Source organism: Lacrimispora indolis DSM 755 (assembly GCF_000526995.1).
GTDB lineage: Bacteria > Bacillota > Clostridia > Lachnospirales > Lachnospiraceae > Lacrimispora > Lacrimispora indolis.
In genome coordinates, this window is the sequence record NZ_AZUI01000001.1 from 1,867,323 (window position 1) to 1,884,691 (window position 17,369).

The following is a 17,369-nucleotide window of genomic DNA, read 5'->3' on the forward strand; positions in this document are numbered from 1 at the left end:
TTTATTTCCTCCAATTATTTCAATCCACGTATCCCTTTAGATACGAAAAGTGCCTTTGTACTTCAACACTCGCTTTTTATTAAACATCAAGATTCTGTACGTATTTGGCGTTGGTTTCGATAAATTCACGTCTTGGCTCTACCTGATCGCCCATTAAGGTGGTAAAGGTCAAATCCATCTCGGAAGTGGTATCCTCATTCATGGTAACCCGCAGAAGGACTCTTCGCTCCGGATCCATGGTAGTTTCCCAAAGCTGCTCTGCATCCATCTCTCCCAAACCTTTGTAACGCTGGATCTTATTGTTATTGTCACGGCCGATTTCCCTCAGAATGGAGTTAAGCTCCTCATCGGTATAGGCATACCATACCTTTTTCCCCTTCTCCACCTTGTATAAGGGAGGCTGTGCCAGATATACATAACCTTCCCGGATCAGCTCCGGCATAAAGCGGTATAAAAAGGTGAGAAGCAAGGTGCTGATATGGGCACCATCCACATCGGCATCAGTCATGATGATGATTTTATGATATCTTAATTTACTTAAGTCAAAGTCCTCATGGATGCCTGTTCCAAATGCTGTGATCATGGCCTTGATCTCCGCATTGGCATAGATCTTGTCAAGCCTTGCCTTCTCCACGTTTAAGATCTTTCCTCTCAAAGGAAGGATAGCCTGGGTATTCCTGGAACGGGCCGTCTTTGCAGAGCCGCCTGCACTGTCTCCCTCTACGATGTAGATCTCGCAGTTTTCCGGGTTTTTATCAGAACAGTCCGCAAGCTTTCCAGGAAGGGCCATCCCCTCAAGTGCGGTCTTTCTCCTTGTCAAATCCCTGGCTTTTCTGGCCGCTGCTCTTGCTCTCTGAGCCAGGATGGATTTGTCACAGATAGTCTTTGAAATACTTGGATTCTGCTCTAAATAATAGGTGAACTGCTCTCTTAAGAGATTATCCACCGCTCCTCTTGCTTCGCTGTTTCCTAATTTCTGCTTTGTCTGTCCCTCAAACTGGGGCTCCTCGATTTTGACGCTGATAATAGCCGTCAGACCTTCCCTGATGTCTTCACCGGAAAGGTTCGTTTCGCTTTCCTTTAACAGCTTGGTCTTTCTGGCATAATCATTTAAGGTTGTTGTCAAAGCGTTTTTAAAGCCTGCCAGATGAGTTCCTCCTTCAGGAGTATTGATGTTATTGACAAAGCTGTAAATATTTTCCGTATAGGAATCATTGTGCTGCATGGCGATCTCAACATAAACGCCATCTTTTATTCCTTCACAGTAAAATACCTGATCATAAAGCGGGGTCTTTCCCTTGTTTAAATAAGTGACGAATTCCCTGATGCCGCCTTCATAATGGAACACGTGCTCATGGCTTTCCTCTCTCTCATCCTTAAGGATAATCCTTAAATTTTTGGTTAAGAATGCTGTCTCACGGAGACGGATCTTTAAGGTATCGTAATCAAAAACCGTTTCTTCAAAAATATCCCCGTCGGGAAGGAAGGTAACCGTTGTTCCATGCTCATCAGGGCCGCATTCTCCTGTCACCTTTAAGGGGTACATGGTCTTTCCTTTTTCATAACGCTGTTTATAAATCTTTCCATCCTGGCGGATCTCTACCTCCAGCCACTGGGAAAGAGCATTGACTACAGAAGCGCCCACGCCGTGAAGGCCGCCGGAAACTTTATATCCCCCGCCGCCGAATTTACCGCCTGCATGGAGGATGGTAAAAGCTACCTCTACTGCCGGTATCCCTGCTTTCTTCTGGATTCCTACGGGGATCCCCCGTCCATCATCCACAACGGTCACGGAATTGTCAGGATGGACAATTACCTCTATGCTGTCGCAATATCCTGCCAGAGCCTCATCCACCGCATTGTCCACGATCTCGTAAACCAAATGATGAAGTCCCCTTGTGGAAGTACTGCCGATATACATACCAGGCCTTTTTCTTACTGCTTCAAGACCCTCTAATATCTGGATTTGATCTGCACCATATTCTTGACTCATATTTGCACGCTTCCTCCTGAATCGTTATTTGCGTTATAATTTGGCAGCATGGCCAAACTGTAACTAATTTTCATTGCCTACGGTACCGTTTACCACCTTAAATATTTTATCAACAGGAAACCGGTTTTTCACAAATTCTTCCAGTCCCGTACAGGTGATCACGGTCTGTATATGATCAATTCCGGCAAGTAATTGATTTTGCCTGCTGTTATCCAGCTCCGATAATACGTCATCCAGTAAAAGGATGGGGTAATCATATACTGTTTTTTCTACCAGTTCTATTTCTGCAAGCTTTAAGGACAACGCAGCTGTCCTCTGTTGCCCCTGGGAACCGAACCGGCGAATGTCGATTCCGTTGATGATGAAACTTAAATCATCCCGGTGGGGACCGGTAAGCGTTGTTTTCTGCCTCATATCCTGCTGCCTGCTTCGCCTTATGGTATCCTCAAACTCATCAGCCTCTACGTTTGGTTCATAGAGGATGTGTAAGTGTTCCTTTTCCCCGGAAAGCTTCCGGTGGATGGATCCAATGATTCCATCCAGTTGTTCTATAAATTCTTTCCGATAACCTATCATTTCCTTTCCGTACTGGACCAGCTGCATATCCCATATGTCCAGGGTTTCTTCATAATCAGGCCGAAAAGCCATATCTTTCAACAGTTTATTGCGCTGCGTCACGATCCGGTTGTATTGCACAAGGGAATGGACGTAAAGCCTGTTTAGTTGACATAATTCCAAATCAACGAACCGGCGCCTTTCGGCCGGCCCATTTTTTATGAGATTTAAGTCTTCCGGAGAAAAAAATACAACGTTGACAATTCCAAACAATTCACTGGCCTTCTTTATGGGAACGCCGTTTACCGCCACACCTTTGGCTTTATTCTTTTTCAAATGCATGTCGATCCTGTATGGAATATCTTTCTTTCTGACATTTAGCTTGATATGCGACTCATCCCTGTCAAATTGTATAATTTCCTTATCCTTGCTCCCTCTGTGGGATTTTGTCGTAGCACAGACATAGATTGCTTCTAAGACATTTGTTTTCCCCTGGGCATTGTCCCCATAGAGTATATTGGTTCCCTGACTAAAATCCATATGTAATTCATCATAGTTGCGGTAATTCTTAAGCTCTATCGATTCAATTATCATGGATGGTGTTATTCCTCGATCTTAATGGTATTGCCATCAAATGTGACTACGTCTCCAGCTCTTAATTTCTTTCCTCTCTGGTATTCCACCTGGCCGTTGACTTTCACAAGGCCATCCTCAATGACAAATTTGGCGTCAACACCTGATCCTACCATACCGGCGGCCTTTAAGGCCTGTCCCAGCTTGATATACTCATCCCTTAACTTGATCGTTTCCATAGTTTCCTCTCTGCCGCCCATAGGGCGTTCCTCTCTATCCAGAGGCGCGGACTGCACGCCATAAATCAGGATTTTCTTATATCCTGCCGTTTTCCTGCCATAAGGACGGTTTAAACTGCTGCCGCATTAAAGTTGACAGGAAGGATCAGATAAATATATTTTCCTTCTTCATCCCGGATAAAGCAGGGAGATTTGGGATTCAGCATATAAAGGGTCACTTCTTCATCATCAATGATCCTTAAGGCATCGATCAAAAACTTTGGATTAAAGCCGATCATAATGTCGCTTCCCGTTTTATGGATGGGGACTTTAGCGTTCATGGATCCAAAGCTGGAATTCATCTTAAGCTGCATTTCCTGATCTTCAATGTTCATGATCAGGGGTTTCTTATCATTTTCCCTCACCAGGATGGTGGCCCGGTCAAGACAGTCCAAAAGCTCTCTTTTATTGACCGATGTCTTTGTCTCATAATCGCTGGAAAGCATCTGATCGATCCGAAAATATTCTCCTTCGATCAAACGGGAAACAACGATAGTATCGTCAAATTCAAATAAAATGTGGTTAGTACTGAAGAAAATAAGTACTTCTTTTTCATTGTCTCCGCCCAGAATCTTGCTGACTTCGTTTAAAGTCTTGCCAGGAACAATGACTTTTATATCATGATACGTATCTTTTAATTCAATATTCCGGATGGAAATCCTGTGGCCATCCAGAGAAACCACCTTTAACTGGTTTCCTGTAACCTGGAAAAGCTCTCCTGTCATCATTTTATTGCTGTCATTGGGAGCAATGGAAAAGATGGTCTGGCGGATCACTTCTTTTAAAGAGAACTGGGACAAGCAGATATAATGATCCCGTTCAATATACGGAAGATAAGCAAATTCCTCTCCATCCCGTCCCTGAATATGGAATACGGAGTTTTCACAGGAAATGGTGGTGGTGAGTTTTTCATCGCTTTCAATGGTAACCAGGGAATCTCCTGCAGAAGAAAGTTTTCTTACGATCTCGGAAAGCAGTTTTGCTTCCAGGGCGATTTTGCCCCTTTCCAGGATGGTACCTTCTACCTTTGTTTCAATTCCAAGCTCCATGTCATTGGCTGTCAGTTTGATCTCTGATCCGCTGGCATCAATAAAGATACACTCCAGGATGGACATGGTTGTTTTACTTGGAACTGCTTTTAATACGATATTAATGCCGTTTAGGATCTCATCCTGTTTAAATGTCAGTTTCATAATTGTTGATAACTCCTTTGCTCTAGAAATTGCAATAAATAGATGGATGATATAGTTAAATTCCGTCGTATTAGTAGTAGGGGCTGTGGGTTTGTGTAAAAGCCCTGATAACCTTTATAAAGGCTGATGTTTCCATGTTCATAAGGGTGTGAATAACGTCCACAAAAGTTAAGGAAAACATTGAAGTTATCCACAGGAACATGAGAAACAGTTTTAGGACCTTAATTATCCACAGGGAATTAACAGCTAATACACACCTTATTGTGGATTAATCTTCTTTTTCAGGATCTCAATGGTGTTATTTAAAGATTCGTTTTTATCCACGTTTGCAGTTATTTTTTCTATTCCATGGATGATGGTGGTATGGTCCCTTCCTCCCAGGAATTTTCCAATCATTTGTAAGGGGGTTCCAACCATTTCTCGGCAGAGATACATGACGATCTGACGTGGATAAACGATTTCCTTGTTCCGTTTCTGGGAACAAATATCAAGAGGAGTGAGGCCGTAGTGATCTGCAACTACCTGTATGACAAGCTCCGGAGTAACTTCCCGTTTGCCGTTGGGAGAGATGATGTCTTTTAAGGCTTCTTCCGCCAGTTCTACGGTGATCTCCTTATTGTCAAGGCGGGAGAGGGCCACGATTTTTGTCAGGGCGCCTTCCAGTTCACGTATGTTGGACTTGATGTTGGTGGCTATGTATTTGATGACCTCATTATCAATGTTGTAGCCTTCCATTTCCTCTTTTTTTCTGAGGATGGCCATCCTGGTCTCATAATCAGGGGACTGTATGTCCACTGTTAAGCCCCATTCAAACCGGGAACGAAGCCTCTCCTCCAGCGTTTCGATTTCCTTGGGTGGTTTGTCCGAGGAAATGATGATCTGTTTTTTAGCTTCGTATAATGCGTTGAAGGTGTGGAAGAATTCTTCCTGAGTACTTTCCTTACCAATGATGAACTGGATATCGTCGATGAGCAGAACGTCATTGTTGCGGTACTTCTCACGGAATTCCGTAGGAGAGAAGTTGTTTTTATTACGGATGGCGTCGATCAGCTCATTGGTGAACTTTTCGCTGGTCACGTAGAGGACCTTTGCCCTGGGATTATTTTTTAAGATGAAATGGCCAATGGAATGCATCAGGTGGGTCTTTCCCAGACCAACGCCTCCGTAAATGAACAGAGGGTTATAAATTTCACCAGGAGATTCCGCAACAGCCAGGGAGGCGGCATGGGCTAAGTTGTTGTTGGCACCTACCACAAAGGTATCAAAAATGTATTTTGGATTCAGGTTTGCATTTGTGATAGCCGTCTGGCTGACCGAATTCATGGTATTATTAATAAGAGTGTTGCCTGCAGGAGATGAAACAGTCTCCTGTTGAATCTGACTTTCAACAACGAAATCCACGCTGCATTCAAAGCCGGTCACTTCTTCTATGGTGATTTTCAGAAGAAACCCGTATTTTTTGCGGATGTATCCTAAGAATTCCACATCCGGTACCGTGACAATGACTTTTTCGCCATTCACGGAATGAACCTTCAGGGGAAGAAGCCAGGTTTTAAAAGACACGTCCGTAATTTCGTGCTCTTCTTTTAAATTCAATAAGATTTCATCCCATTTTTCCTTTAACTTTTCTAACATCGTAAGTCTCCTACATTTATAAAAATGCAAATATGCGCATTTACCCAATCTACAGTTCATTCTATACTATTTTGAAATAATTTTCAATGATAATAGTAAAAAATTGTGGATAAGTGTGTGCAGAGGATGTGTATTGCATGTGAATCATATGTTGATAATCATCCAGAGAAATAGTTGTCCACAAAAAAGGTGTGTTTTATAAGTTTGGATATTCACAGTCCGGAAAAGTGGAATTTATATGGGCTCTCAGGACAGGCCTGTGAATAAAACGACGATTATCAAGATGATATCCATAGAGTTTTCCACAAGTTATCCCCATAATGTTGATAAGTTTATGTAAATTAACAAAATGGGCGTGAATTTACTGACGTGGATTGACGGATGAAAGCTTTCTATAATATAATGCACATGTAACCAGATGCATTGTATCTTTATAAAAGAACAGTAGCACAGGAGGAAAAAAATGAATATTGAAAACAAAACCCGTAGCCTGGTACTGGCAGCCGTATTTGTTGCCATTATCGTCATCATGGCGTTTACGCCCTTTGGGTACATACCCTTGGGATTTATGAACGCCACCATCATTCACGTTCCGGTCATAATTGGAGCCATTATTCTTGGACCAAAATATGGCGGATTTTTAGGAATGGTATTTGGACTTACCAGTTTGTGGAAAAATACCAACATGCCCAATCCTACGTCCTTTGTATTTTCACCTTTTATTAAAGTGGGAGAGTACGGCGGAAATATAGGAAGCCTGATCATTTGCATGGTTCCCAGAATTCTCGTTGGAATCGTAGCCTATTATGTTTTTCGGGCGGTGTTAAAAGCTTTGGGTGAGAAAAACGGAAAGAGGACCATCGCTTTGGCGGCCGCAGGAGTAGCCGGATCATTAACCAATACTCTTTTGGTAATGAATCTGATTTACTTATTTTTTGGAAAAGAATACGGTCAGGCGGCAAAGGGACTGACAGAAGGAATTTATTCCGTAATTATTGGAATTATATGCATCAATGGAATTCCTGAGGCCATTGTGGCTGGAATTCTTACGGTAGCGGTTACACAGGCCCTATTTAAGGCAATGAAAGGGTAATTACTGTTAAAAACAGAGCCATTGCTTCTCGAATGAATCATTTCGAGGAGCAATGGCTCTTACTATATATATAGTGAATTATAAAAAAGTTTTTATATTTCTGATATCAGCGCATGTATTCAACTGTCTTAAATTCAATGGATTTCCTTTTATATCTGTAATGATCTTTAAGTCTTTTCCGGCTTCAAAAACTTTTTTTCCATTGACAAAGGCTTCTGCTTTGGATCCTGAGTTTTTTATTTTAAATGTGTGGTTTCCCCAGACCTGCTCATAAATATTTTCGTGTCCGCCTGTGGTTCCCCAGTAAATCCGTTCGTGCTCGATATGTATTCCGTACATGCGGGCTGCGTATTCCATGACAGAAAGCATGGCAGGCCCATAGGAGTCCTGTATGCCTTCCAGGGATTCTATGGATGGTTTGCCGGTAAAAGGATCGTACTGCTGAACAAATATGCATGTATCTCCAATTGCCTGGAACAGCTTTTCTCCCAGATATGGAACCAGATGATCGAAGCCATAATTCTCAAGAGCGCGGATTGCCCGCTGAAAGGTAAGTGCCTCAGATTGTCCGCTCCAGTCATTGGTGGGAATGTTACGGAATAGGGGATCATTTACTGCAATGGATGGAAGCGGCATATAGGTCCAGAATTCTTCCGGATTCAGCAGGTGCTTTATAACAAAGTTCTCAGCCATGTCCTGGGTCAGGCTGTTCCAGTACATGGCTCTTAAATTGTTATGGGTCATAACATTCATGATATTGTGATTCCGGTCCCTGTCAAAGCAGGCACCTTTTGTTTCATCCCACAGGTAATTTTTGATTTTTTTCTGAATTGATAATGATTTTTTTTTCCAGGAATCCGCTCTTTTTTCATTTCCCTGTATGGTGGATATTTTTGACAGAGTTTCCCTTGAGGAATAAGAAAAGCTCATAATGTCCATGGAGGCCATGGGTACGATCTGAGAGCTTTTTGGGGGAACTTCTTTACTCCAGGAATCCGGTGAATCCCCATAACGGAGAGCATGGTCTTCCCCTGTATCGTATTTGCACCAGCTTTCCAGACATCCATCTCCGTCAGAATCTCTTACATTCCAGAGATAAGCGTCGAATTTTTCCAGGGTAGTATAGAGAAGATTTAAATATTCCGGATCTTTCCCTATTAGATAATACATATTAAGAGCAGAAGAGGGGAAGCAGAATCCCTGAAATTTATCAAACTGAGGAGTGATTTTTCCATTCATAAAAGCAATGCTTCCGGGAAATCTTCCATCCTCCCGTTGAGTTTCCATGAACAAAAGATGGTTATTCAGTCCGGCTTCCATATTTCTTTTTGCGTACATTTCTCCGCCCATGGGCTGGGTTTCCAGCCATATTTTTTCGTACCCCCCGCCTTCGATCAGTACAAGCCTGGAATTGAAATATTTTAAATTATTCCATGTTTTTTTTTCGGCTGAGTCCATAAGCTTTTGCAAAAGTTCATAAGAAGTCTGAAATGATACACTTGTTTGGATATTCAAATTTTGCCTCCAGTAGAAAAAGCTTTTTTATAGAAACAGGAGAAGCCAAGCGGTTTCTCCTGCTGATTAAGTTTTTATTTTACAATAAGTCTTTGTATCAGATCAAAAAGATCTGCGGCACCCTGGTCCGGGGAAATGCTGCCATAGGACACATTCTGGCCGATTAAGTGTAATTCATTGATGAATTCCTGATCATTGGGCAGATTGGGCCCCTGGGGAATGGAACGGTCGCTGATGGCATCATAAATAGCATAGACAGCCGCATCAGCGGAAGTGGCTTTTTCGGAGATTGCTTCACGTACAACAGGTGAACAGGGAATGCCGCGGTTGGTGCCAAGAATCTCTCCGGCTTCTGGACTTGTCACAAAATAATTAATGAAGATGGCCGCTGCTTCCGGATTTGCACTGTTTTTGTTGATTCCAAGATACTGGCTCATTTGGATGGCATATGCTTTTTCTCCGCCTGCCGGAAGTGTGGTAGCCCCAAGCTGATCAGTCATCGCTGCCTGATAACCGGCTACCTGATTGCTCCATATCATTCCGATCGCAGCCTTGCCTGCCACAAGAGCAGAGCTGTCAGCCCCTGTTTCCGCATAGGTTGCAGTAGTATCGGAATCCGGGATCAGTCCTTCGGACCGCAAATCGGCCCATAACTGGATCCATTTTTTTGAGGTTTCCAGTGTCATATAGCTTTTGCCGCCCTGATCAGAGGTCCATAAGGGTGTTCCTTCCTGCTGGCAGTAGTAGCTTAAGTAATTCGCCTGATTTGTGCTGTTGTCAACAAAGGGAAACACTCCATTGGGAAGCTTGGTCTTTAACTCTCTGCCGTAGTCAATCAGTTCATCCCAGGTTAAATTGTATTCTGGGACAGAAGCACCTGCGGATTCGATCAGTGTTTTGTTATAGGCAAGAACAGGAGTATTGGTTCCCAGGCTGACGGCATAAAGATTTCCATCTGAAGTGCCTGTTTCAAGGGCCACCTGGTCAAACTGTCCGGCAGTGTTGATGAGAAGCTGCTTACCGAGAAAATCGTTAAGAGGCGTGAGATACTGTATGTAATCCGGGTAATTGCCTCCGAATTGAATCAGATCAGGAGCGTTATTCCCCTGCAGCTGGGTATCGATGATCTGAAAGTGATCGGCAGTACCGCCGTTAGGCTCTCCTGTAATTTTGATATTGGGATAGGCTGCCATAAACCGGTCTATTACCTGATTGGTGAGGGCAGCCCGTTCGTCATTGCCCCACCAGCTGAAACGCAGTTCAGCGGCTTCGCCGGTATAGGCGGGAAAACCTTCTGTGTCAGCCGGTTCACTTTCCGTTTTTTGTGATTCTGTGGGAGCTGAGGCCGGTGCTTGTGTTGTTTCTGAAGCAGTATTGGAACTGCATCCCCATAAGGAAAGAACTGTGCAGGCAGCTAACAGCAGTTGAAACGATTTTTTCATAATATTCTCCTTTTCCTGTTATTTGATTAAAAGGGCTTTATCCCTTAATTCCGGATGTGGCGATGCCCTGAACAAAATATTTTTGAAGTGAAAAGAATAAAATAAAGCTTGGCAGCATGGCGAGAGTGGACATGGCAAGTGCGCCGCCCCAGTTTGATACGGCTCCCGCATCGCCTACAAAGGTTCTTAAGGCACGGGATACCGTATAGCTTTCCGGAGACGTAAGGTAGAGAAGGTGATTGAAAAAATCGTCCCATGTCCAGAGGAAGGTAAAGAGTGCGGTGGTTACCATGGCCGGCCCTGCAAGAGGTATTACGATCCTAAAAAATATTCCCACCTTTCCGCAGCCGTCTATGATGGCTGCTTCATCTAAATCTTTTGGAAGTCCTCTTATAAACTGTACCAGCAGAAATACAAAAAACGCGTCAGTGGCTAAAAATTTAGGGATCAGGATGGGCAGGTAGGTGCCTACCCAGCCAAAGGTGTTAAAAAGGATATAACGGGGCACCAGGGTGACATGTGCCGGAAGCATAAGCGTTATCATCATGATACCGAACCAGAAGTTCTTCCCGAAAAACTTAAGCCTTCCAAAAGCATAAGCTGCCATGGTGCATGAAACGAGATTTGCGGCAACTGCTGTTATGCACAGAAGCGTGGAGTTTAAAAAAAACCTGCCAAATGATACACCTGCATAGCCCTTCCAGCCGCTGATATAATTTTCAATGGTAATTGCTTTTGGAATCAGGCCGGTGTCGCTGAATATCATATTGTTGGGCTTAAACGAACTGACGATCATCCAGATGACCGGATAAAGCATAGTAATTCCCAGTGTTACGATAAAAATATGTGTCAGTATGATATGGAATTGTTTTTTCGCTCTCATAAATTATTCCCCGTTTCCATAGGAGACCCATAGTTTTGACGATCCGAATATGACTGCCGTAAATGAGCCTATAATAATCAGAAGCATCCACGCCATTGCTGATGCATAACCCATTTCATGGTAGGTCCATCCTTGAATATATAAATGAAGGGTATAGAAAAGGGTTGAATTTAAGACTCCGCCTTTGCCGCCGCCGATGATGTATGCCTGAGTAAATGTCTGGAATGCCGAGATCATTTGCATGACAAGGTTAAACAGTATGACAGGCGTAAGCGATGGTATGGTTATTGAGAAAAACTGCTGGACTTTACTGGCACCATCCACGCTGGCTGCTTCATAGTAATCCATTGGAATCTGTTTTAAGCCTGCCAGAAAAATGATCATTGATGAGCCGAACTGCCATACCGTAAGAAGCACCAGAGTTCCCAGTGCATATTTTGGATTGGTGATCCAGCCTGGCAGATCCGTAAACCCAATTGAAGAAAGGATTCCGTTTATCAGACCTTCTTTTTCAAAGAGCTTTCGCCATAAAACCGCTATAGCCACAGAACCGCCTAACAGTGTGGGAATGTAGTATACAGCACGGTAAAAAGATACGAACCGCAGTTTTTGATTCATCAGTACAGCCACCAGAAGAGCAAATATCAGCTTTAAGGGAACTGACGTAAATACATAGGTAAATGTCACTGACAGTGATTTTAAATAGTATGGGTCAACCCTCATTATTTTTCCTGACGGCGCCGTAAAATCGGTGATGCCAAATAAAGAACCAAACATTCTTATGTAATTGCCGAAACCGATCCAAAGGGCCGAATCAGGCTTTGTGAAATCGTAATCCGTAAAACTCATGCGGAGTGACATGAACATGGGATAAACCGTCAGTCCCAGAATTCCTATAAGCCAGGGAAGCAGGAACATATAGGGGATAAAATTGTCCCCACAGAATTTTTTCATCTTTTTCAATCAATCTAACCTCCTTTACGTTTTGAAAAGATGCTTAAATGATACAATAATGAAATCCGGATTTGATTTTATATGGATATATTTTACTGTTTTTAATAGGAAATAACAACATATGTTGGGCAATACGCCAATACATCAAAAAAACTTTCGTATTTTCACTAAATTGACTGGAGTTATGTGGTTTTCCTGGATTTTCTATATTGAAGGGGAGACATCCCTGTGTATTTTTTGAAAACACGGTCAAAGTAAGAATGTCTTTCATATCCTAACTTTTTCGATATATCCTCTATGGAAAGAGACTCGTCTAAGAGCAGTTTTCTGGCACGGTCTACTTTCTGAAGGTTGATGAATTCATTTACTGTAAAATTGGTCACTTCTTTAAAGATGCGGCTTAAATAACTTTTATCAAGGTAAAATATGCCTGCCAGATCCTCCAGACCATAGATTTCAGAATAATGCTCCATGATATAGTACATAATTTCTTTCACTTTGGCATAGCGCATCATTTTACCGCCTGGAGTATGGTATTCATCCGGCCTGGTTCCGGCTCCGTTTAGAATCATTATGATGATGGAAAGAAGCAGTTCTTTTACTTCCGCTGCAGCATAAGGTCTTTTTTCCTGCAAAATATGTTCTATTTTCTTAAGCTTCTTTTCAATTACTTCCTGATGCTGGGAATTCATCTGAAGAACGCCGTGTAAATCAGTGAAAAATCCCTTTAAGTCCAGTTCCATGACACTTCCTGCAGAGATCAGCCATGTTTCTTCAATTTCTATTAATATCCTTTCGTGGTACTTTCCGCCGATTACATTGGTAAAAGGAATCATTTTTTTATCAATAAAAGACAGGGTGCCTTTTGACATCCTGTAGCTTTTATTATTTGAATAGAAAAAACGTTCTCCATCCAGGATATAATAAATCTGATATTCATTTTTATAAAACCCAATGGTTTCAGACAGGTCACAGTCTCTGGCCACGTGGCTGATTCCGATTCCCCCGCATTTTCCTGTAAAAATCACTTCTTTCATATTTCCTCTTTCTTTCTCATGGGCAAAGCCCGTCCCCCTTTATCGGGCATAAAGGTATGCCCGAAGAGTATTACGTTTCACTGACCCAAAGCGTGCCGTCTGTTTCTTCCAGTTTATAAAAAACTGGATGCTCTTTTAAATGTTCATTGGGGGTATGGAGAGTGAGATAAAGTTCACCGGATAAGTTCTTAAATATCATGCCATGACCTCCGTCTTTTTCAAACAGAAGCCTGCCATCCTGAATCCATTTTCCTGTAATATCATTGTTGTCGGAATAAGCAAGGGCCTCTGTATATCCTTCCTTTCCAAAACTTGACCATAAAAGAATCAGGCGGCCGCTTTTGGTCCGGTAGAGGAAGGGACCATCTGTTACATAATTTGTACCGGGTCTTTTGTTTTTTACTGGGACGACCCAGTTTTTTGCTTCGGAAGCGTGAAAAAGCAGTATGGGATGGGACACTGCCTGTTTTAAATCAGGGCTAAGTTCAACGGCACAGATGGAACCATCTGAAATCTGGACCCATTCATGAACGAAAACCATATAGGGTTTTCCTTCCGGGTCTACATAAAAGGTTCCGTCAATGCATTCCCAGTCTTTTGGCGTGATTTGTTTTTCACTGTGTGGGATAAACGGTCCTAAAGGATGGTCTGCTTTTAAAATTGCAGTTCCCCCATGGCATTGACTGTCTTTAAAGGTTGCAAACATATAATAAGAACCGTTGTATTTATGTACTTCCGGGGCCCAGCAATTTAAATCGGCCCAAAAATCCTTTGGCTTACAAAATACTTCGTAAGGACCGCTCCAGTTTTCTAAATCTTCACTGATGTAGCAGTCAAATCCTGTGGCAGATGTCCAGCATGTTTCAGCCCTTGTTCCATACATATAGTATTTCCCCTCATTAACCAGAACAAAGGGATCCCTGATATTGATTTTTTCACGATTCATTTGCAAACCATCCTTTCATAAGAGCGTTTTTTCCATGTCTATCCAATTAATAAATAGAAATATTTTCCATATCTAATTATACTGTATAAATGATTTGATTGATAGGCTGGGGACGGACATTATGGGATTTTTCCGGTATATGGGAAGGAAAGTCAGTTAAGTATTTAATCCGGTATCAGGAATGCTCTGCAAAAAAGCCGGAAGAGTGCTGGTTTCAAAAGAAAAAATACATTTTTCCCTTGACGAACCACCTTTTGTTCTATATAATTGAAACGATGTTTAATTAAGATAGTCTCAATATGTTTCATCATATTGCCTATGATAAGCTATTGTAACAAGAGGAGGTGTCCGTAGATTATGAAGATGACGTTTCAGCCAAAAAAGAGACAGAGATCCAAAGTTCATGGTTTCAGAGCCAGAATGAGCACTCCAGGCGGAAGAAAAGTTTTAGCCGCAAGAAGAGCAAAGGGAAGAGCAAAATTATCAGCTTAATGGACCAGGCCGCAAGTAATTGTGGCCTTTTCTTTTCTCAAATTCCGGGGAAACAGGAAAATACCTTCCAGGTATACTTTTTTGTCCAAAAGACGTGGACAGGAGATAGGAAAAAGTTTCATGAAACATTTTAATTCGATTAAAAAAAGCCGGGATTTTCAGGAAGTTTATCAAAACGGAAAGTCCCTTGCCAACAGACTTCTTGTGATGTATGTTAAAAAAACGGACAGGCCGGAAACCAGAATCGGCATATCCGTCAGCAAGAAGGTAGGAAACAGCGTTGTGAGGCATCACATAACCAGATTGATCAGAGAAAGCTTCAGGCTTCATGAGGAAATGGTGGAGACAGGATTAGACATCGTAGTCGTTGTAAGAACAGCGGCAAAGGAAGAAAATTACAAAACAATCGAAAGTGCATATCTGCACTTGTGCGGACTTCATAACATTTTAAAAAAAGAATCGAAGTGATCTTATGGTGAAAAAAGTCATGATTTTGTTGATCAGAGGATATCAGAAATATCTTTCTCCTCTGAAAATAAGAACTCACTGCATTTACACGCCTACGTGTTCTCAATACGCCATTGAGGCGCTTACAAAGTACGGCGTGTTAAAGGGTACATTTTTGGCTTGCAAGAGGATACTTCGGTGTAATCCCTTTGCAAAAGGCGGTTATGATCCAGTTCCGTAACAGATGAGGAGGTAGTTCATTGGAATTCTTAGTATTGACTAAGGTAGGAGGCATCCTGGGGCCGTTTGCAACCGTTCTGGGTGTTATTATGGATTGGCTGTTTAAGCTGACCAGCACATTTGGTATTCAGAATATTGGTTTATGTATTATTTTATTTACTCTTGTAACAAAGCTTCTCATGTTTCCGCTGACTTTAAAGCAGCAGAGATCATCAAAGCTTATGAGCGTTATGCAGCCGGAAATTTCTGCGATTCAGGCAAAATATAAAGGAAAAACCGATCAGGAATCCATGAGAAAGCAGAATGTGGAGGTTCAGGCGGTTTACGAGAAATACGGAACTTCCATGACAGGAGGCTGTGTGCAGCTTGTCATTCAGATGCCAATTCTTTTTGCCTTGTATCAGGTCATTTATCATATTCCTGCCTATGTACAGAGCGTAAAGGCAGTATTTGAAAATGTGGTGACTGCCATTAATTCCCTTGGAGTAGATCACGTAGGGATGCTGACACAGTTTGCCACGGATAATAAAATCAATGTATCAAGAATCGGAAGCCTTACAACCAGCAATGGAATGGTAGATTTTCTGTATCAGCTAAATCCCAGCCAGTGGAGTTCTATGCAGGAATTATTTCCAACCATCAAGGATACCATTGCTGCCAATGCAACCCAGATTTCCCACATGAATTCTTTCCTGGGAATCAATCTGGCTTCTACGCCATCCAGCGTGATGTTTCCGCCAGGAGGCGGTTTCCAGTTCAGCCTTGCGATCCTCATCCCTATTCTGGCCGGTCTCAGCCAGTGGTTCAGTACCAAGCTGATGACAGTAAATCAGCCTCAGAATACAAATGATGAAGGCGGTGCAATGGCTCAGTCCATGAAGAGCATGAATACCGTTATGCCTTTAATGTCCGTATTTTTCTGTTTCACTTTTGCATCAGGTATCGGTATTTACTGGATCGCTTCCAGTGTGTTCCAGATCATTCAGCAGGTTGCGGTAAACCGTTATTTAAACCAGATTGATATGGATGATATGATTAAGAAGAATGTGGAAAAGGCTAATAAAAAGCGTGCTAAGAAGGGGCTTCCGCCTCAGCGTGTTGCCCAGAATGCCACAGCTAATTTAAAGAATCTTCAGACTTCCAATGAAAAGGCGGAAGCTGAGATGAATGCCAAGGCTGAAAAGACAAAGGAACAGGTTAAGGCTTCCAATGATTATTATAACAGCGGAGCCTCAAATCCGGGCAGCATTGCATCAAAGGCGAGGATGGTTGAGAAGTACAACGAAAAGCACAATAATAAATAGGAGGGGTGACCTATGGATATGATTACAGTTTCAGCAAAGACCGTTGATGAAGCAATTACAAAGGCATTAATCGAATTAGGGACAACCAGTGATAAGCTGGAGTATGAAATTGTTGATAAGGGCAGTAATGGTATTCTGGGAATTATCGGTTTCAAACCGGCTATCATCCGTGCAAAGAAGAAAGAAACCTTGGAAGATAAGGCTGTGACTTTTCTTTCCGATGTGTTCGGCGCTATGAATTTAGGAGTTCATATGGAAGTTTCCTATAATGAAAAGGAAAAAGAGCTTTCCATTAACATGTCAGGAGATGACATGGGAATTTTAATTGGCAAGAGAGGACAGACTCTGGATTCCCTGCAGTACCTGGTCAGCCTTGTTATTAATAAGGAAAATGACGATTATATCAGGGTAAAGCTTGATACGGAGAATTACAGGGAGCGGAGAAAAGAAACTCTGGAAACTCTTGCAAAAAATATCGCTTACAAGGTGAAGCGGACAAGACGTTCTGTTTCTCTGGAACCGATGAATCCTTATGAAAGAAGGATCATCCACTCCGCACTTCAGAATGACAAATTTGTGGTTACAAGAAGTGAGGGAGAAGAGCCATTCAGGCATGTTGTTATTTCTTTAAAAAAAGATTATTCCAAAAAGGACCGGTATCAGGAAAAAGATAAATAGACAAATAACAATGAGGGGTTGGGGCTGTCGGAAGGCACCTCACCCCCTTTTCTTTGGAAAGCGGCTATTCACGGGAAGGTGTTTTTTAACCTTAAATTTGTGAATCAACAG

At 42.3% G+C, this 17,369-nt stretch carries 17 protein-coding genes; 6 read left to right on the forward strand and 11 right to left on the reverse strand.

Annotated features, from left to right (window positions below; all coding sequences use genetic code 11):
* Positions 1-79: 79 nt before the first annotated feature.
* The 5 genes from gyrB to dnaA all read right to left on the reverse strand — a co-directional run bounded on the left by gyrB (position 80) and on the right by dnaA (position 6,227).
* Positions 80-1,993, reverse strand: a complete 1,914-nt coding sequence (gene gyrB / locus K401_RS0108960) for a DNA topoisomerase (ATP-hydrolyzing) subunit B (RefSeq protein WP_024292630.1) — start codon at positions 1,991-1,993, stop codon at positions 80-82.
* 63 nt (positions 1,994-2,056) lie between these two features.
* On the reverse strand, positions 2,057-3,142 hold the full coding sequence (gene recF / locus K401_RS0108965) for a DNA replication/repair protein RecF (RefSeq protein ID WP_024292631.1): 1,086 nt from the start codon (positions 3,140-3,142) through the stop codon (positions 2,057-2,059).
* Between the two features lie 8 nt (positions 3,143-3,150).
* Positions 3,151-3,360: an RNA-binding S4 domain-containing protein gene (locus K401_RS0108970; protein WP_024292632.1), complete on the reverse strand. Its 210-nt coding sequence runs from the start codon at positions 3,358-3,360 to the stop codon at positions 3,151-3,153.
* Between the two features lie 110 nt (positions 3,361-3,470).
* On the reverse strand, positions 3,471-4,592 hold the full coding sequence (gene dnaN, locus K401_RS0108975; protein WP_024292633.1) for a DNA polymerase III subunit beta: 1,122 nt from the start codon (positions 4,590-4,592) through the stop codon (positions 3,471-3,473).
* 258 nt (positions 4,593-4,850) lie between these two features.
* Positions 4,851-6,227, reverse strand: a complete 1,377-nt coding sequence (gene dnaA, locus K401_RS0108980) for a chromosomal replication initiator protein DnaA (RefSeq protein WP_024292634.1) — start codon at positions 6,225-6,227, stop codon at positions 4,851-4,853.
* A 463-nt stretch (positions 6,228-6,690) separates the two neighbouring features.
* Here dnaA and K401_RS0108985 point away from each other — a divergent pair, with 463 nt between their 5' ends.
* Entirely contained in the window at positions 6,691-7,320 is a 630-nt protein-coding gene (locus K401_RS0108985; protein WP_024292635.1) for an ECF transporter S component, read from the forward strand.
* A 78-nt stretch (positions 7,321-7,398) separates the two neighbouring features.
* Here K401_RS0108985 and K401_RS0108990 read toward each other — a convergent pair whose 3' ends face one another.
* The 6 genes from K401_RS0108990 to K401_RS0109015 all read right to left on the reverse strand — a co-directional run bounded on the left by K401_RS0108990 (position 7,399) and on the right by K401_RS0109015 (position 14,097).
* Positions 7,399-8,835 (reverse strand): MGH1-like glycoside hydrolase domain-containing protein, encoded by a 1,437-nt coding sequence (locus K401_RS0108990; RefSeq protein ID WP_024292636.1) that lies wholly within the window; start codon positions 8,833-8,835, stop codon positions 7,399-7,401.
* A gap of 74 nt (positions 8,836-8,909) precedes the next feature.
* Complete coding sequence (locus K401_RS0108995) at positions 8,910-10,277, reverse strand: ABC transporter substrate-binding protein (RefSeq protein ID WP_024292637.1); 1,368 nt, start codon at positions 10,275-10,277, stop codon at positions 8,910-8,912.
* A 37-nt stretch (positions 10,278-10,314) separates the two neighbouring features.
* Complete coding sequence (locus tag K401_RS0109000) at positions 10,315-11,160, reverse strand: carbohydrate ABC transporter permease (RefSeq protein WP_024292638.1); 846 nt, start codon at positions 11,158-11,160, stop codon at positions 10,315-10,317.
* Between the two features lie 3 nt (positions 11,161-11,163).
* On the reverse strand, positions 11,164-12,114 hold the full coding sequence (locus tag K401_RS0109005) for a carbohydrate ABC transporter permease (RefSeq protein ID WP_029700699.1): 951 nt from the start codon (positions 12,112-12,114) through the stop codon (positions 11,164-11,166).
* 182 nt (positions 12,115-12,296) lie between these two features.
* Positions 12,297-13,151, reverse strand: coding sequence for a helix-turn-helix domain-containing protein (locus K401_RS0109010; RefSeq protein WP_024292640.1), 855 nt, complete (start codon positions 13,149-13,151; stop codon positions 12,297-12,299).
* Between the two features lie 70 nt (positions 13,152-13,221).
* Positions 13,222-14,097, reverse strand: a complete 876-nt coding sequence (locus K401_RS0109015) for a glycoside hydrolase family 43 protein (RefSeq protein ID WP_024292641.1) — start codon at positions 14,095-14,097, stop codon at positions 13,222-13,224.
* Between the two features lie 357 nt (positions 14,098-14,454).
* On the opposite strand from K401_RS0109015, the gene rpmH reads away from it, so the two are divergent.
* The 5 genes from rpmH (at position 14,455) to jag (ending at position 17,258) form a co-directional block, all read left to right on the forward strand.
* A complete protein-coding gene (gene rpmH / locus K401_RS32350; protein WP_013274848.1) occupies positions 14,455-14,589 on the forward strand; it encodes a 50S ribosomal protein L34 in 135 nt (44 codons plus the stop codon).
* A 120-nt stretch (positions 14,590-14,709) separates the two neighbouring features.
* On the forward strand, positions 14,710-15,057 hold the full coding sequence (gene rnpA / locus K401_RS0109025; RefSeq protein ID WP_024292643.1) for a ribonuclease P protein component: 348 nt from the start codon (positions 14,710-14,712) through the stop codon (positions 15,055-15,057).
* Positions 15,058-15,061: 4 nt separating this feature from the next.
* Positions 15,062-15,277, forward strand: coding sequence for a membrane protein insertion efficiency factor YidD (gene yidD / locus K401_RS32355; RefSeq protein WP_013274846.1), 216 nt, complete (start codon positions 15,062-15,064; stop codon positions 15,275-15,277).
* A 19-nt stretch (positions 15,278-15,296) separates the two neighbouring features.
* The gene (locus K401_RS0109030; protein WP_024292644.1) at positions 15,297-16,580 is read left to right on the forward strand and encodes a YidC/Oxa1 family membrane protein insertase; all 1,284 of its coding nucleotides are present in this window, start codon (positions 15,297-15,299) and stop codon (positions 16,578-16,580) included.
* 12 nt (positions 16,581-16,592) lie between these two features.
* Positions 16,593-17,258, forward strand: a complete 666-nt coding sequence (gene jag / locus K401_RS0109035) for an RNA-binding cell elongation regulator Jag/EloR (RefSeq protein WP_024292645.1) — start codon at positions 16,593-16,595, stop codon at positions 17,256-17,258.
* Positions 17,259-17,369 lie beyond the last annotated feature (111 nt).

Coding starts and splice junctions, on each gene's coding strand:
- gyrB (WP_024292630.1), bottom strand. CDS start 1,993: ATGAGTCAAGAATATGGTGCAGATCAAATCCAGATATTAGAGGGTCTT.
- recF (WP_024292631.1), bottom strand. CDS start 3,142: ATGATAATTGAATCGATAGAGCTTAAGAATTACCGCAACTATGATGAA.
- K401_RS0108970 (WP_024292632.1), bottom strand. CDS start 3,360: ATGGAAACGATCAAGTTAAGGGATGAGTATATCAAGCTGGGACAGGCC.
- dnaN (WP_024292633.1), bottom strand. CDS start 4,592: ATGAAACTGACATTTAAACAGGATGAGATCCTAAACGGCATTAATATC.
- dnaA (WP_024292634.1), bottom strand. CDS start 6,227: ATGTTAGAAAAGTTAAAGGAAAAATGGGATGAAATCTTATTGAATTTA.
- K401_RS0108985 (WP_024292635.1), top strand. CDS start 6,691: ATGAATATTGAAAACAAAACCCGTAGCCTGGTACTGGCAGCCGTATTT.
- K401_RS0108995 (WP_024292637.1), bottom strand. CDS start 10,277: ATGAAAAAATCGTTTCAACTGCTGTTAGCTGCCTGCACAGTTCTTTCC.
- K401_RS0109000 (WP_024292638.1), bottom strand. CDS start 11,160: ATGAGAGCGAAAAAACAATTCCATATCATACTGACACATATTTTTATC.
- K401_RS0109005 (WP_029700699.1), bottom strand. CDS start 12,114: ATGAAAAAATTCTGTGGGGACAATTTTATCCCCTATATGTTCCTGCTT.
- K401_RS0109010 (WP_024292640.1), bottom strand. CDS start 13,151: ATGAAAGAAGTGATTTTTACAGGAAAATGCGGGGGAATCGGAATCAGC.
- K401_RS0109015 (WP_024292641.1), bottom strand. CDS start 14,097: ATGAATCGTGAAAAAATCAATATCAGGGATCCCTTTGTTCTGGTTAAT.
- rpmH (WP_013274848.1), top strand. CDS start 14,455: ATGAAGATGACGTTTCAGCCAAAAAAGAGACAGAGATCCAAAGTTCAT.
- rnpA (WP_024292643.1), top strand. CDS start 14,710: ATGAAACATTTTAATTCGATTAAAAAAAGCCGGGATTTTCAGGAAGTT.
- yidD (WP_013274846.1), top strand. CDS start 15,062: ATGGTGAAAAAAGTCATGATTTTGTTGATCAGAGGATATCAGAAATAT.
- jag (WP_024292645.1), top strand. CDS start 16,593: ATGGATATGATTACAGTTTCAGCAAAGACCGTTGATGAAGCAATTACA.